At 58.6% G+C, this 14,299-nt stretch carries 13 protein-coding genes; 4 read left to right on the top strand and 9 right to left on the bottom strand.

Annotation, left to right across the window (positions count from 1 at the left end; translation table 11 throughout):
- A partial coding sequence (locus VJU77_09420) for a putative Ig domain-containing protein (GenBank protein HKP03564.1) occupies nt 1-4,455 on the bottom strand: 4,455 nt, incomplete at its 3' end.
- 318 nt (nt 4,456-4,773) lie between these two features.
- Between VJU77_09420 and VJU77_09415 the strand changes: the two genes are divergently transcribed.
- Nucleotides 4,774-5,073 (top strand): hypothetical protein, encoded by a 300-nt coding sequence (locus VJU77_09415; protein ID HKP03563.1) that lies wholly within the window; start codon nt 4,774-4,776, stop codon nt 5,071-5,073.
- 112 nt (nt 5,074-5,185) lie between these two features.
- Here VJU77_09415 and VJU77_09410 read toward each other — a convergent pair whose 3' ends face one another.
- Genes VJU77_09410 through VJU77_09395 form a run of 4 tightly spaced genes read right to left on the bottom strand, consistent with a single transcriptional unit; the run spans nt 5,186 to nt 7,247 of the window.
- Nucleotides 5,186-5,656 (bottom strand): GNAT family N-acetyltransferase, encoded by a 471-nt coding sequence (locus VJU77_09410; GenBank protein ID HKP03562.1) that lies wholly within the window; start codon nt 5,654-5,656, stop codon nt 5,186-5,188.
- A gap of 39 nt (nt 5,657-5,695) precedes the next feature.
- A complete protein-coding gene (locus tag VJU77_09405) occupies nt 5,696-6,223 on the bottom strand; it encodes a tail fiber protein (protein HKP03561.1) in 528 nt (175 codons plus the stop codon).
- Nucleotides 6,224-6,232: 9 nt separating this feature from the next.
- The gene (locus VJU77_09400) at nt 6,233-6,733 is read right to left on the bottom strand and encodes a tail fiber protein (GenBank protein HKP03560.1); all 501 of its coding nucleotides are present in this window, start codon (nt 6,731-6,733) and stop codon (nt 6,233-6,235) included.
- 10 nt (nt 6,734-6,743) lie between these two features.
- Entirely contained in the window at nt 6,744-7,247 is a 504-nt protein-coding gene (locus VJU77_09395) for a tail fiber protein (GenBank protein ID HKP03559.1), read from the bottom strand.
- A gap of 503 nt (nt 7,248-7,750) precedes the next feature.
- Between VJU77_09395 and VJU77_09390 the strand changes: the two genes are divergently transcribed.
- On the top strand, nt 7,751-8,329 hold the full coding sequence (locus VJU77_09390; protein HKP03558.1) for a hypothetical protein: 579 nt from the start codon (nt 7,751-7,753) through the stop codon (nt 8,327-8,329).
- Between the two features lie 151 nt (nt 8,330-8,480).
- On the opposite strand, the gene VJU77_09385 is transcribed toward VJU77_09390, so the two are convergent.
- The 3 genes from VJU77_09385 to VJU77_09375 form a co-directional block, all read right to left on the bottom strand.
- The gene (locus VJU77_09385) at nt 8,481-8,996 is read right to left on the bottom strand and encodes a hypothetical protein (GenBank protein ID HKP03557.1); all 516 of its coding nucleotides are present in this window, start codon (nt 8,994-8,996) and stop codon (nt 8,481-8,483) included.
- A 534-nt stretch (nt 8,997-9,530) separates the two neighbouring features.
- A complete protein-coding gene (locus VJU77_09380) occupies nt 9,531-9,935 on the bottom strand; it encodes a hypothetical protein (protein ID HKP03556.1) in 405 nt (134 codons plus the stop codon).
- A gap of 175 nt (nt 9,936-10,110) precedes the next feature.
- Nucleotides 10,111-10,419, bottom strand: a complete 309-nt coding sequence (locus VJU77_09375; GenBank protein HKP03555.1) for a hypothetical protein — start codon at nt 10,417-10,419, stop codon at nt 10,111-10,113.
- Between the two features lie 242 nt (nt 10,420-10,661).
- Between VJU77_09375 and VJU77_09370 the strand changes: the two genes are divergently transcribed.
- Both VJU77_09370 and VJU77_09365 read left to right on the top strand, forming a co-directional pair.
- Entirely contained in the window at nt 10,662-11,564 is a 903-nt protein-coding gene (locus VJU77_09370) for a DUF4436 family protein (protein ID HKP03554.1), read from the top strand.
- A gap of 4 nt (nt 11,565-11,568) precedes the next feature.
- On the top strand, nt 11,569-12,219 hold the full coding sequence (locus VJU77_09365) for an SIS domain-containing protein (protein HKP03553.1): 651 nt from the start codon (nt 11,569-11,571) through the stop codon (nt 12,217-12,219).
- Between the two features lie 94 nt (nt 12,220-12,313).
- On the opposite strand, the gene VJU77_09360 is transcribed toward VJU77_09365, so the two are convergent.
- On the bottom strand, nt 12,314-14,290 hold the full coding sequence (locus tag VJU77_09360; GenBank protein ID HKP03552.1) for a bifunctional aldolase/short-chain dehydrogenase: 1,977 nt from the start codon (nt 14,288-14,290) through the stop codon (nt 12,314-12,316).
- Nucleotides 14,291-14,299: the final 9 nt, after the last annotated feature.

Genomic DNA, 14,299 nt, shown 5'->3' with positions numbered 1-14,299 from the left:
CGTAAAGGTCGTATTGTTCGCGCTTGTGATCGCAGGCGCCTGGTTCACCGTCAGGGTGAAGCTTTGCATCGCGGCACTGCCAACGCCGTTGTTCGCCGTGATCGTGATCGGATAAGTTCCACCGGTTCCGGCCCCGGGGGTGCCGGCCAACGTCGCGGTGCCATTATTGTTGTTGGTGAAGGTTACTCCGCTCGGCAGAGCTCCGGTTTCCCCAATCACCATACTGGCATTAGTCGGGAACCCGGTGGTCGTGACACTGAATGTCCCGGCGGTTCCAACCGTAAAGGTCGTATTCGCGGCGCTCGTGATCGCAGGCGCCTGGTTCACCGTCAGGGTGAAACTCTGAGTGCCGTTCGGCGCGACGCCGTTGTTGGCCGTGATCGTGATCGGGTAGGTGCCACCGGTTCCGGCCCCGGGCGTGCCAGCCAAGGTGGCGGTGCCGTCATTGTTGTTGGTGAACGTCACCCCACTTGGCAGCGCTCCCGTTTCACTTATCACCATGGTGGCTCCGGTTGGGAACCCAGTGGTCGTGACCGTGAAGGTGCCCGCGGTTCCCACCGTAAAGGTCGTATTGTTCGCGCTCGTAACGGCGGGCGGCTGATTGACCGTGAGAGTAAAGCTCTGCATCGCGTCGGGCGCGATGGCATTCGTCGCGGTAATCGTGATCGGATAGGTGCCGCCGGTGCCGGCCGCCGGAGTTCCGTGCAACAGCCCATTCGAATCCAGGGTGACGCCAGTCGGCAAGGTACCGGTCTTGGTGAAAGTCGGCGGCGGTGCGCCGTTCGCGGTCACACTAAAGTTGCCGTTGGTGCCGACGGTGAACGTGGTCGCGTTCGCACTCGTGAAGGCCGGCGCAATGCCGAGCAGGGTTACGGTTGGGTCTGCTCCGCCACCCACGGTCGGATCGTCTGTCAAAACGTTGGCGAAGTTACTGCCGCTGACCGTTCCCTGGCTGGAAACGGATTGCGGATTGCCGGTGATTGGACCAACGGTCACCGAGAACTTGATCGTCACGCTCTTGTTCGGCGGCAGCGTGCCGATGTTCACCGGCGAGCCAAGGAAATGCGGTGCGCCCGACAGCGAGCCGGGGACTGCGCCAATGGCCTGCCCATTGGCCGGCAAACGCCGTTCACCGCTGGTGAGGAAACCATACATCACGTTTTCGCGATCCTTCACGTCATACGAATCCGGCAGGCCGAGAGCATGACCCATTTCGTGCATGATCGCCGTGAGAAGGTCGACGCGGCCAGCGGGCGCAGCTTCGGGTTCGGTGAAGCGCTGCGTCGCCGAAATAACTTTGCCAAACTGCCCATCGGTCATCGGCGGGGCATCCACGAACCACTCTTGGTCGCCGGCCTTGCGATTGAGCTTGATATGGTCGGCTCCCGCAGAGCCAAGATACAACGCCGCCAGGTCAGCCACATCGAATTGCAAGCGGTCGAGCGCGGCCCCTTGCTCAGAACTCAAACCGGTCGCCGCCCAGCGTCTCTTGGCTTCAACCACGATCGACTCGATTTGCTCCCGAGTAAGCGTCGCGGATTGAATTTCAGGCTTGGCATGTTCGGCGGCGGCAGGGGCAGCGTCTTCCCTCCGGTCGGCGCCGCCACTCACGATCTTTGCCTCGCCCGCCGCTGAATCCGAAGCGCTTCCTCGCGGAGTGGATTTGGTGGCGACTGAGGGCACACCACCCGAAGCGAACATCAACGGCGTCGAAGTCACACAGTTTGCGCCGGCATGGATGTTGGCCGGATTATCGGCAATTACGTTCGGTGTGCCGCCGCTGAGCGTGTTTTGATTGCTCAGGAAAACGTCGTAGGTCGGGCTGCTGCCATTCCAGTTTTCCAGGTTAATCACACCCTGGTTGCTGACCGTGTCCAGAACGATGGTGGACTGGAAACCGGTGTTGTTCGGACTTTCGGAGAAATTGTTGCCGCTAATGTTGGCGCAAATGGTCGAGTTGTCGGTCCCCGCCACGCCGTTGTTGGCGGTCTGAATATACAGGGCGTTACGGCCCGCGTTGCCGCTGACCGTCGCGGAGTTGCTGAGAATGTCGATGCCGACAGTCGATCTAACCTCGGCGGTCACCAGGATACCGCCGACGTTGCCGATGTTGGTGTTGTTGTTGAAGGCTATGTTGCCGACCGCCTGACGGTGGTGGGCGATGAACGCAGAGCCGCCACCAAAGTTGTTGCCGGTAATCGTCGCATTGGTCGTGGCGTGCGGGGTTAGAGTCGCGATGCTGGCATCGGCGATCGAGCGAATGGCATCGTTGGTCGTGCTCGTCATCACGTTGTTAGTGAAGCGAGCATTCATGGTGCACCGCCCTCCTGCGAGCCAGCGCCCGCCGATGCCAACGCTGGTAAAGGTGTTGTTCTTGATCGTCAGGTCGAGGACCCGGGCCGCCGCGTTGTCGACCGGACCTTGGAAGGTAACCGCGCGTCCGTTGATCTGACTGAAGTCGTTGGCTCCATCCGCGGTGCTTCCATCCACGTTAAGCGTGGCGGTACCGTCTGAGACGTCAGCGTCAATACCGTCGTTTGAAATCTGAAAAAACTTCATCCCGGTGACGGTCATGGCCAGGTTCACGTCATTGTGGTTGCGAATGACGATACCCTTGTTCTCCGGCGTCGGCGGATTCGGAGTCAGAACGAAGTGACCGTCTGGTCCGATCGTGTTGCGTTGGAAGGTGACCGTGCCAGTGAGGCCGTGACCGGCGGCGGTGTTGGCATTATTCGTCGACTCGAAGTGCAGCCCATCTTCGCTGGGTCCGCCCGGCCCGCTTGCCGATGCATTGCCGAAATTAAAAACGATACTGTCACGAAGCGTGAAGTTGTTTACCCCATCGCCAAAGAGGCCGTGGTCCCCGGTATTCTTAATTGAAACGAGGTTGAACTCGATGTTCGACACGGCCGTGAGATTTACGCCATGAGAACCCGTGCCCTGAATCGTGCCGCCGGTGCAGGTCTGCGTTGCTGGCGTGCAAACTCCAGCGTTGCCCGTCACCTTGAGCCCGCCACTGCCGGTGGTGTTTAGAATAATGCCGCTCGCCGGAAGCGTATTATTCCCCGTCACCGAAATACTGCGGAAAGTCAGCCCGCTCGCGCCGATGGTGGTGTTAACGACATTGAGCGCGACGCCGGTTGTGCTGGTGAGAGTGTTGGACGCACCGGTGATATTTACGGTGCCCCCGCCGGTCGCATTGAAGCCGGTGTTTCCGCCCGAACTGATGGTCACACCGGTGAAGTTGAAAGTCGCGCTGCCATTGCTTCCCGTGAGGTCGGCACCGGTTCCGCCAGACGTCGTCAAGCCATCAAAGCTCAACGTTCCGGCAATGTTGGCCAGGCTAACGCCGGTGCCAGTAGTCGTGGTCACATCGACCTCGCTAACATTGACGCCGGTAATCGCACCGGCCGGGTCGTTCATTCCGGTGTTGGTTGTCGAACTGATGCTGAGACCGCGGACGGTCGTATTTGTGTTGAGCGTTACCGTGCTCGTAATGGTGCTGTTGTTCCCGCCGGTATTCATCGCAGGGAATGCGGCGCTGCCGCTCGGTGGCGTAAGTCCCGTGATGACGGCGAGCGTGGCCGTCGCATCCTGGCCGATTAGCTTCTGACCAGACACCAGCGTGACCGCGCCGCTGTATCCGGTGGCGCTTTCAAAAATGAAGATGTTGTCGTTTGCCGCCGGGTTGTGGACGAGGCCGGCGTCGGCCACGCCGTTGGCACTATTAAATGCAGCAAGAGTGCTAAATGGATTGGAAAGACGTCCGCAACCAGCAGCGACCGTCGTGCAGGCCGACGCGGCGTTGTTAATAAACCAAACCATGCCAGTGACAGTGAGCCGGACCGTGCCGACCGAACTGCCCGCGCTATTGGTCAGCGTGTAGGTGAAAGTGTCCGTCCCTTCGAACCCCGGGGGTGGATTGTAGGTGAATTGGCCAAGGGTGGCGCCCGCGGCGGTGACCATTGTGACCTGACCGCCCTGCACGCTGGTCGCGTCGAAGGCGGAGATTGTTGTCGCCGCAGGCGTGCCGGCAAAGTCGTTGCTAAAAACGCTGTAGGGAATATTGGCCGAATTGATCGAGACATTCCCGATGATTGTCTGCGGATAGTCGTCATCGAAGGCGATCGGCGAGATGGTCACCGTTCCGACGTCGGTCGTGTTCGCCGGCGTATTGTTGGTCAATATCACGCTGGTAGCGTCGTTCGCCGTGCTGCCGACAATGACCGCGGCGGTATTCGAGATGACCGTCGTATAATCGATTTGCTGGCCGACGAGTTTGCGCGTCGCGGCAGCCGTGCCGTCGTCCTGAGTCGCAGAAATAGTTGGCGCGCCTATGGCGGCTAGCGGGATCAAAAAGCCGGCGAACAAACTGGCCACAAGAAGGCCGCGAAAAGCTGCCCTAAGCGGCGTGGAAGTCAGGCGATGAATAAAAGGGGTGGAGTAGGATTGCATGGCGTCGTGGATTGAGCAGGTCAGATGCCGTTAACCGGCGTTTTACGTGAATTCTGAGAGGATAAACTCCGGAGGGCAGTCACGGTGAGGTTTTTAGAGAAAACGCGGAAACGTGTCGAGAATTATTTTCGACGTCACCAGAAATCACGCGGGAACAGAATTGGACCGCGGATTACGCGGATTTCTCGGATGAGGAAGCTGGAAAACCTCGGAATTAGGAATTCTCTTCCCTATCCGTGCCATCCCCGTAATCCGCGGTTAGAAAAGCCAGGAAGAAAAACGTTGTGTCCCTTTGTGACCTTGGTGTGAGATTCCCCCATGCTTCTTCTCGACAAAGTTCGCTGTGAACAATTCGCCGCCTGCCTGAACCAGGATTTCGAGGTCGTCTTCCCCGACGGCGTGCTCCCGGTAAAATTGATCGAGGCGAAACCGTGGGGGCCCGATCAGCCCGCGCCGGCGCGGCAATCGTTCAACCTGACCTTTCGGATCGATCGGAACCTGCGTTTCCCGCAGGGAACCTACCGAATGCGCCACGCCGAACTCGGCGAGATGGAAATCTTCCTCGTCCAGATAGCCGCTGATGCGAACAGCAGCACGCTCGAAGCTGTCTTCAACTGAAGTTCAAATCGGGACAACCGCGGATTACGCGGATCGCACGGATGGGGAGGGGTTCAGAATGGCTGCGAGAGAATAAATCTTCTTCATCCGAGTAATCCGCGTAATCCGCGGTTCAATCCTCCCAACTCATCAGCAAATAGACCCCTTTGTCTTCTATTTGCCGGAACCCGAGCCGCTGATACAACCGCATCGCGGGATTGAAACGTTCGACGTGAATCGTCAGGGGCTTGCCGGCCGCCGTCGCTTCCTCCTGCAACTCCTTTAGCAGCTTCGTCCCAATACCCGCACCGCGATGTTCAGGCAAAAGCGCAATGTCGATCACATGGACGGCTTCGTCCGAACGCCTAACCAACAACCTTCCCGCCGCGACCCCACCGCGCTCGATGATCTGGAACGAAGCATCAGGGTAATTCCTTTGGTAATCTGCGGTCTGCGCGTTGAACTGCATCCGGCAGAACATCGCTTTCTGCTCCTCGCTCCAACCGGTGACCGCCAGTTCCTCCGCCCGAGTACTGGCATACAGGCGGGCGAGAAACGAATCGTCCCCCGGCGTGATCGGTCTGAGTGACGGCGACTCGTCCATCCGGACTCGTCACATGTCACACGTCACATGTCACTCTCTTTACCCTCTCGGCGGAAACACTCCCTGCAACGCGATGCAGAAGTTCAGCGTCAGGAACGGCATCATGTTATTATGCGGCAGGCTGCCTCCCGCCGGAGCAAGATCCTGAAACGCCATTTGGCCCAACGGGCTAACCGTCGGCGTGTAGGGCTGAAATGGATCGACCGTCTTGGCTAGGACATTACCGGTCGGGAGATTAGCGCTCCCGGCAAAGCTGGTAACACACTGCAACGTGTGGGGATGGGACGGCATTTCCGAGGTCAGCAACGTTACCGTGTCACTTCCACTCACTTCTCCGAGATCGTGCAGGGAGAGGCCGGGGCCCTGCCCGGGTTGCATGGGCGCGCTGTCCTGCATATTGGGCAACGCGAAGGTACTTTGGCCATTGCCTCCGTAGGTCGTTCCCAGCAGGGAGAAGAGGGCGGTGTTCTGCGAGATGGGCAGGATTTGCCCGTTGCAAAAGGCCCAGCCTTTAGGCGCGAACTTAAAACCGAAGATACGAATTTCAGCTACAAATGGGTTTGCCATATTTTTCTCCTAACTTGGTGGCGGGAAAATTCCGAACAATGAAATGATAAAATTGATGCACAGGTACGGCTGAAAATTGGTGTGCGGCTGGCTGCCACCCGCTGGGCCGACAGCTTGAGCAGCCATGGGAACATTAGCCGGACCCGGGCGGTATAGATTCTTGTCCGGCTTGGCCGGGACCATGTTAGTCGCCGCGGTTGAGTTCGCTGCGGCACTCGAAGCCAGGAGGGCATGAGTGTGCGATGGGATTTGCTGCACCGTGAGCGTGACCTCTTCCGTCCCTCCCGTTTGCGCCAGGACGAAGCCGTTGCCCTGATGAATAGGGAGGCGACCACGCAGGTCGGGGAGAGCAAAGGTCTCCTGGCCGTCGCCGCCATAGGTCGTGCCGATGAGGGTGAACAACGCGTCATTTTCCGAAATGGGCAGCAACTGCCCCTCGCAGAACGCCCAGCCGGCGGGTGCAAAGTTGCCCCCGAACATTCTGATTTCACCTATGAATGGATTTGACATGATTTTCTCCTTAGTTCTGAGATGGGAAAATACCGATCAGAGCTATGCAAAAGTTCAGCGTCAGAAACGGCTGCATATTCTCGTGCGCCTGGCTGCCGCCGACATTGCTGATCGAAGTGGGATCCATTGCCACCAGGGACGCGGGATTTGCATAAATCGGATCGGTCGCCGCCGATGTCCCCAGCATGGCTGAGCCCGGAATAATCTGGCTGTCGGCGGCCGTGGTGCCATTCAATGCATGCTGGTGGGTCGGCAACTCGGAAAGCGAGAGGGTATGCGCCTTCTCGCCGCCTTTTGTTCCCTGGGTGTTCTTATTAAAGTGGATCGGCGTCTGGCCTCGCAGATCGGGCAGGGCAAAGGTGGTCTGGCCATTGCCACCGTACATTGTGCCGAGGAGCGAGAAGAGCGCCTGGTTCTGGTTGATGGGCAGGAATTGGCCGTTGCACATCGCCCAGTTCCGCGGGGCGTAGCCGAAGGCCATGATTTTAATTTCACCAAGAAAAGGTTCAGACATGGTGTGTTAGCCGGTTGAGTTAGGTGAGGGCGAGGGAGCTCGCGCAACGAGTTGAAAGGGAGTGGAAGAGTAGAGTGGGCTTGGGGTGAGGGATTCGGGGTTGGAGATCGGGTTGTTGGGAATCGCTTTTTATTTGGCGCGCAAAATCCTGTCCAGCTTTTTTTTAAAAATTTTTTGCAGGCCTAACAACCAAAAGAAATTGGACCGCGGATTACACGGATAACTCGGATAAGGATTGAAGGTAGGGACGGCGCGCTGCGCCGTCCGTTATCGAATCGGAGAGCTCATCACGCCGACAGCGCAGCGCGCCGTCCCCACCATTTCCCCATCCGAGTCATCCGCGGTTCAATCCTCTTTGTTTCAGGGATTGGAATCGCCAGGATGAGGCAATCTGCGCCCGCGGATTACGCGGATTGCTCGGATAAGAAATTTACTTTTCGAAATATTTTTTGCTTTCTTCCTATCCGTGTCATCCGCGTAATCCGCGGTTGATCTCCAAGCATATGAATTGGTCTGAACTGCGGCAGAAGCTCACCCGGAAAAATAACCTTCCGCCGCGTCCGATCCGGCACCTGGCCAGGCTCACCTTCATCGCGTTTCTTCTTACCTTCGTGATCTCGCGCGTCTGCGTGATTCTCATCATGACACGCCGGATGCCGAATCTCTTCTTCCACGCCGGCGGCACGCATGTGCACCACCTCAATTACGGAATCTTTCTTCTCTCGACCACCGCCGCAGTCCTTCTCTTCGCGCCTTGGCCCCGCGAGAGGCGCGGGCTCTGGGCGCTTCTCTACGGACTGGCCATGGGCCTCACGTTCGATGAGTTCGGAATGTGGCTGAATCTCGGCGGGAGCTACTGGCAGCGGGCCAGTTTCGACGGAGTCATTGTTGTTCTGACGGCGTTTGGACTTATCGCGTTCGCCCCGCGCTGGGAACGGGTCCGCTCCCACCATTTCGTTACCGGCACCGCGCTCCTTCTGGTGGTCGGGACGTTTTACCTCATTCTCTTCAAATCCCTCCAGCACGCCCATGACATGATCATGCCGCATCTGATCGAGATCGAGCAGGCTGGTCCGCGTTAGGAAGCGGACAAGAATCTCCGCGGATTACGCGGATGACACGGATGGGGAAGAGGACCAGAAACCGGACACGGCGACACAACGCTGTGGCTACAATTCCATCCGAGTCATCCGCGGAATCCGCGGTTAAGAAAATCCCCTTGGGTGAGGTTTTTTATTCGATCGTTTTAATCGAATCGATGATGGCGCCGATGTCCTCGCCATGCTTTTGCATGGCTGCCGCCAGCCCGCTGAACATGATGAAGTAAGCATTCTCTCCATCTTTGGGCTCGATCGCCAGCAACTCCGCCGTGATGGCCTGGCCTGATGATTTGCCTTTCACGACGTAGATCGTTCCCTTCACGCCATTCTTGTTCGTGTCGTCGCCCAAGTCCTTGGATTCGACCCCGGTCATCTTCGCCGCTTTCGTGAAGGTCTTGCCCAAATCGGGAAGCGACTCTTTCACCTTCCCGAAGGTCTGGTTCATTTTGTTCACGTTGAGCGTGATCCCGGGATCATCTCCCGATTTGCAAACCAGGTCGCCGTCCTTGTCCACCGTCATTGACCAACCGTCGGGTAACTTGAATTGAAAAACCGGCTCTTCGTCCGGAAATTTTACGCTCCTGGCTTCAAGAGGAAGAATGAGGCTGACGAAGAGGCTGGCGGCGAGAGCGGCGATGCGAAATTTCATGGTGAGGTTCTGTTCGCGGTGCCGACTATTGTCGAGGTTATTCTAAGGCAACCGGCGGATCTTACCGCGGATTACGCGGATTGCACGGATGGGGAACTGTTATTGGTCCGTCGACAATTCCCTGTTGCTCTTCTTCGCCATCCGAGTCATCCGCGTAATCCGCGGTTAAGAACCCCTTCGAAAATCTATCCGTTGTGACCTTCGCGTGAGATTTCTCCTCTCTCGGCGGAACTGGATCCTCCGTTCCAAATGGCACCCACGGCATGCAGCGAAACAACCGCGACGTCGTGAGCCAAAGGCCTTTGGGGAAACCGTGAATCTGCACCGCCCATTTCGAATATTCCGAGCAAGTCGGCCGGAAACGGCATCGGACAAAATGCTTTCCCCAAGGCTGAAGAAGAAGGCGGTAGCCTTTTATGACGACTTCTCGATAGAGAACCACCGAGACTTGCTTCTCCGGCGGTCGCATCCAATCGCAAAGCGCGGCGATCGCGAGGACCGCCGCCACGATGAGAATAATCCGGCGCCGGCGTGCTACGGCTGGCCGCAATGCGGACACGTCGCTAGGCCTTCCAGGCGCTTCTTTCCGCAGTGCGGGCATGGGACGAGGTTGCCTTTCGGACGCGTCACGAGGTGGACAATCAACCCGATAACCCAGGTAGCTGGAATCCAGCCGAGGATCGTCACTAACTGGGCATTTTCAGAATTGCGGCTCTTGGCGTCCTTCATGATCCAGATCGCCGTGAAAATCCAGGCCCCGATGCTCACCAGGATCAACAGCACGTAAAGAATGCAACAAGTCAGGCCGAGGCCGGCCGCACCCGTCACCGCGGCGGCATCTTCGGCGCTCAGAGTATGGCTGGGGCTGGGCGAATCCCGCTGCGCAAGCAAATTCGCGGCACCAAAAAGGACCGGAAAGCCGAAGATGAGTCGCTTCATGCGTCCATCCATAAGATTTTCCGCAAGTTGCTGTCAATGCAATTAGCGCCTTGGAGCCGCGCACTGGAGCCGGCCTGCCCCCAGGCCGGGGAGCGAAACGCATCTTCCGTACGCAGACATCGCCGCACCTGCTTGCACAGGGCGGCGATGAAATCTGCTAACCGCGCCTTAACGGCTACGGGTTTCCGCCAGGAATCGTCTTCGGGCGGGTAACCAGGTGGACGATCAGTCCCACCGGCCAGATGAGCCAACCTAAAACTGTCACCAGAGTGGCGTTCGGCGACTGGCGCTTCTTCGCATCGCGCATGATCCAGATCGCGACAAAAATCCAGATGGCGATCATGAGCAGTTGGACGATGCAGACACCGCCAAAAATGCCGGCGGCGGCCGCCCCACTGAGGTCGGCTGGTGTGTCAGTCGAAGTTTGCGCGAGCAAACCTGTGACGATGAAAAAGAATGGTGATCCGGCAAGAAGTCGCTTCATGGGCGCTTGATTACGAATTTCGGCAAGATTCTGTCAACGTTATTATTTGAGGGAAAAACTTTTCCCGCCAGACCCGTGTGTTCGATCCGCAAAATCGATCGCCGTTGACCCACAATCTGCCCTTGAACCCCATGCTCGTCGCCGCAGGAAAAGAAATCTTGTCTGCTGACAAGCCGCGCGGCAGCATCGGCCACTCACCGAATAACCTGTTGGGTTAACCAAACAAACCAAGAGTCATAGCCATGGAAGAGACGACGAAATCAAAGAAGCCAATGATGGTCGGTATTGTCCTGCTGCTCATTTTCGCGGGCCTTTACGTCTTCGTTCTCAACGCTTACCGCAATGAAGGTGCGAACCGCTCCGCCGAGCTGGTCGCGGACACCGCGAAAGCCGGCGAGAACCGCATCGATGTCAGCGGTCGTATCGTGACGGCCGACCCGATCAAAGGCGACGTCGTAGTGCGGCTCGAGTTCAGTCCACATGGTTCGTTCGCTTCCGGTGATGGCGGAATGCTCTCGCGCGATCTCGATCTTTATGTTTCGAGCGCCACGGGGAAAAACGTTCACGAATTCAAAAAAGGGAAACGGATGAATCCAGTCGAGGCCGTCGTCGAAATCTACGATGGCGAGCCGATGGATTACCCCTTCGACTCGCATTCCGCGGAGCTGTCGTTTTTCTTTGAACCATCTGCGGGCAAGGGCGGCGAGCCCGCTTCTGCCGAAGCGATCCCGATGGCGGTCGAAATGCGCGGCTCGGTCGCCGGGCTTCGTCTCGACACCGAAATCGCCAAGGAAAACACGCCGGATCACGCGGTCATCGACATCAGCATTCAGCGCGCGACGACGGCGGTTTTCTTTTCCGTTTTCATTATGATCGCGATGTGGGCGCTGGTGATCGGGGTCCTCTGCCTGGTCTTCCGCGTTTTTGCCGGCCATCGCAAGATCGAGATCTCGATGTTCTCGTTCCTCGGGGCGCTTCTCTTTGCCTTCCCAGCGCTGCGCAACAGCCAGCCGGGCACCCCGCCTATCGGGACGATGAGCGATTTCCTCGCGTTCTTCTGGGCGGAAGTGATTATCGCGCTCTCCCTGCTCGCGGTGGTGTTGCGCTGGATAATTCGCGGACCGGGCGGAGACGCGCCAAAGTAGGCGGGTGAACACCGGGCTGCCTTCGCTTCTGGAGCGCTATCCAACCCTGGAGGCGTGCAAAGGAGAATTGTCCGCCGCCTTCGAGCTGCTGGCAGCGACATTCCGCAACGGGAACAAACTCCTTGTTTGCGGCAACGGCGGGAGCGCGGCCGACAGCGACCATCTGGTCGGCGAGCTGATGAAAGGTTTTCTGAAACGGCGGCGGCTTCCGGCGACGGACGCCGCGAAGCTCGAGGCTAGCGGCGGGAAGGATATCGCCGGTCGCCTGGAGGGAGCGTTGGCGGCGATTTCGTTGCCGTCCCAAACGGCGTTGATGACCGCGACGGCGAATGACGGCGATTACGATCTGACCTTCGCCCAACAGGTTTACGGGCTTGGCCGGCCGGGCGACGTGCTCCTTGCCATCAGCACCTCAGGCCGGGCGAAGAACGTCTGCAACGCGGTGATCGTGGCGAAGGCGTTCGGCTTGAAATCCATCGCCCTCACGGGACGCACTGGCGGCGATCTCGCGCCACTCGCCGACATCGCGATCAAGGTTCCGTCCGATAACGTCGCCGAAATCCAGGAGCTGCATCTCCCCGTTTACCACTGGCTCTCGACCGAACTGGAAGACGTTTTTTTCTCCGGGTGGCAAGAGCCGCGAAGCTTTTTTTGACCGCGGATTACGCGGATTGCACGGATAAAGAAAAGAGCTCCTGATTCTCCCCATCCGAGAAATCCGCGTAATCCGCGGTCCAATTGTCTTCCGGTCAGATCACGCGCTCGTTCCCGCCATCGACGGGAATCTGCGCGCCGGTGGTCGTTGCAAAGGCCGGTCCACACAACTCGGCCGCGAGCTCCCCGACGTCTCTGCTCGTGACTTCAGTCCTGAGAACGTTGTTCCGTTTGTACTCGTCGACCGATAAGCCATAACTCGCGGCACGGGCCTTGAGCACTTCGTCCGTCCAAATCCCGGTGTCGAAGACAGCGTTGGGATGCAGCGTGTTCACGCGGATCCCGGCGGCGCCCCATTCCAAAGCTGCGACGCGCGCGAGCTGGGTGAGCGCCGCCTTTGAGGCGGAATACGCCGCTGCGCCCGGCCCCGGAGCGGCCACGTTTTTCGAACCGATCACGACGAGTCGCCCGCCGTTTGGCGCGAGCTTGAGCAGGGGATAACATTCGCGCATCAAATTTAGATTCGCGTCGAGGTTTACCGAGAAGACGCGGCGCCATTCCGAATGGTCGAGCGACTCGATCGGCGTTCCGGCAGGGAAAACGCCGGCGTTCAGAATGAGCATGTCCAACCCGCCGAAAGTTCGGATCGCTTTTTCCAGGGCGGCGCCAACGGCCTCTTCGGACGTTATGTCGCATTGGAGTCCCAGATAATCCGGGCGGGCCGCAATGCTTGTCTCGATTTCGGAAGCGACGTCGAGACCGATCACAGCGGCGCCCCGCTTGAGCAGAGCCGTCACGCAGGCTTTTCCGATTCCCGACGCCGCCCCGGTTACGCAGGCAATTTCGCCCGCGAAAACCGCCGGCTTCCCGGCCCGGCGCAACTTCGCCTGTTCCAGGTCCCAATACTCGAATTCAAACAACTCTTCTTCGGGCAAGGCGCGATAACCCCCAAGCGCTTCCGCTCTCGTGATTACTTCGATGGTGTGCGAGTAAAGGTCGCGCGCAATCCCGGCCTCCTTCGCGGAGCGCCCAACGGTGCACATTCCGAGTTCGTGATCGAGAATGACCCGCGGCGCCGGATCGAGCATGGTCTTGACTTCTTTGGCGCGCGGAGAATTCCGGGAAAAATATTCGCGGTAGGCAGCGGCATACGCATTCACGTCGCGTCCAAGCAACGGCAGCCGCTTGGTGCGCAGGATGTGATCGGGCGTGGCCGGCCCCCGCTGCGAAATCTGCTGGATTTTTTTCGAGCGTGAAAAGGCGAGCGCCTTAGGGTCGGAGGAGGTGGAAAGTATCACCGGAAAGCCGGCGGTCCGCGCGATTTCGGAGCGAAGCGCAGCGAGCACAGGTCCCATCCGACCTATGGGACCTGTTTTCTCTGGCGCTGGAAACTCCCAGGCGCCCTGCCTCTTCAAATAATTCTCTGCCCGCTCCACCAACGAAATCATCCTCGCATAGGATTCCTCGGCGGTAGCTCCCCACGAAAAGATCCCGTGCTTCAACAAGACCATCCCTATTGTCGATGGCGTCAATTCACTCTCGATTCTTCCGGCACAGACCCGGGCCAATTCGAAGCCCGGCATGACGTAGGGCACGATAATCACCTCGTTGCCGTAGATCTCCCGGACCCGCGCTTCGCCGTCGTCGGTGTTCGTGACGGCGAGCACCGCATCGGCGTGGGTGTGATCGACGAACCTGTGCGGGATGACCGCGTGCAAAATTGTTTCGACCGAGGGAGCGGGGGCATTGGCCCGAGTAACGCTCGTGGCCAGCTCGTTCACCATTTGCGGATCGGAGAGCGCATCGAGCCGGGCGAGCTTGAGCAAAGGCGCCATCCGCACGGGCGCGAATCCACCGGCCTCGATGGTTTCCAAATCCCAGCCGCTGCCTTTGACGTAAAGGATTTCCTCTTCGTCTCCGACCGCATTCCGCTCCTTCACTTTCACGGAAGTGTTGCCGCCGCCGTGGAGAACGAGGGTATCGTCGCACCCCAGCAACCGGGAGCTGTAAACGCGCAGCTCCAAATCGGTTTTGCATTTGCCGGCCTCGGTGGGGTCCCAAAGATTCTTCATCCTGCTGGG

It is taken from the genome of Chthoniobacterales bacterium, from assembly GCA_035274845.1.
Classification (GTDB): Bacteria; Verrucomicrobiota; Verrucomicrobiia; order Chthoniobacterales; family UBA10450; genus AV80.
Note: the sequence above shows the minus strand (reverse complement) of the source record. Positions and strands in the feature narration are given on the sequence as shown.

What these genes read in the sequence shown, in the direction of transcription:
- VJU77_09390 (HKP03558.1), top strand. Translation starts at nt 7,751, where the DNA reads ATGAATTGGTCTGAACTGCGGCAGAAGCTCACCCGGAAAAATAACCTT.
- VJU77_09410 (HKP03562.1), bottom strand. Translation starts at nt 5,656, where the DNA reads ATGGACGAGTCGCCGTCACTCAGACCGATCACGCCGGGGGACGATTCG.
- VJU77_09405 (HKP03561.1), bottom strand. Translation starts at nt 6,223, where the DNA reads ATGGCAAACCCATTTGTAGCTGAAATTCGTATCTTCGGTTTTAAGTTC.
- VJU77_09370 (HKP03554.1), top strand. Translation starts at nt 10,662, where the DNA reads ATGGAAGAGACGACGAAATCAAAGAAGCCAATGATGGTCGGTATTGTC.
- VJU77_09395 (HKP03559.1), bottom strand. Translation starts at nt 7,247, where the DNA reads ATGTCTGAACCTTTTCTTGGTGAAATTAAAATCATGGCCTTCGGCTAC.
- VJU77_09375 (HKP03555.1), bottom strand. Translation starts at nt 10,419, where the DNA reads ATGAAGCGACTTCTTGCCGGATCACCATTCTTTTTCATCGTCACAGGT.
- VJU77_09380 (HKP03556.1), bottom strand. Translation starts at nt 9,935, where the DNA reads ATGAAGCGACTCATCTTCGGCTTTCCGGTCCTTTTTGGTGCCGCGAAT.
- VJU77_09415 (HKP03563.1), top strand. Translation starts at nt 4,774, where the DNA reads ATGCTTCTTCTCGACAAAGTTCGCTGTGAACAATTCGCCGCCTGCCTG.
- VJU77_09385 (HKP03557.1), bottom strand. Translation starts at nt 8,996, where the DNA reads ATGAAATTTCGCATCGCCGCTCTCGCCGCCAGCCTCTTCGTCAGCCTC.
- VJU77_09400 (HKP03560.1), bottom strand. Translation starts at nt 6,733, where the DNA reads ATGTCAAATCCATTCATAGGTGAAATCAGAATGTTCGGGGGCAACTTT.
- VJU77_09360 (HKP03552.1), bottom strand. Translation starts at nt 14,290, where the DNA reads ATGAAGAATCTTTGGGACCCCACCGAGGCCGGCAAATGCAAAACCGAT.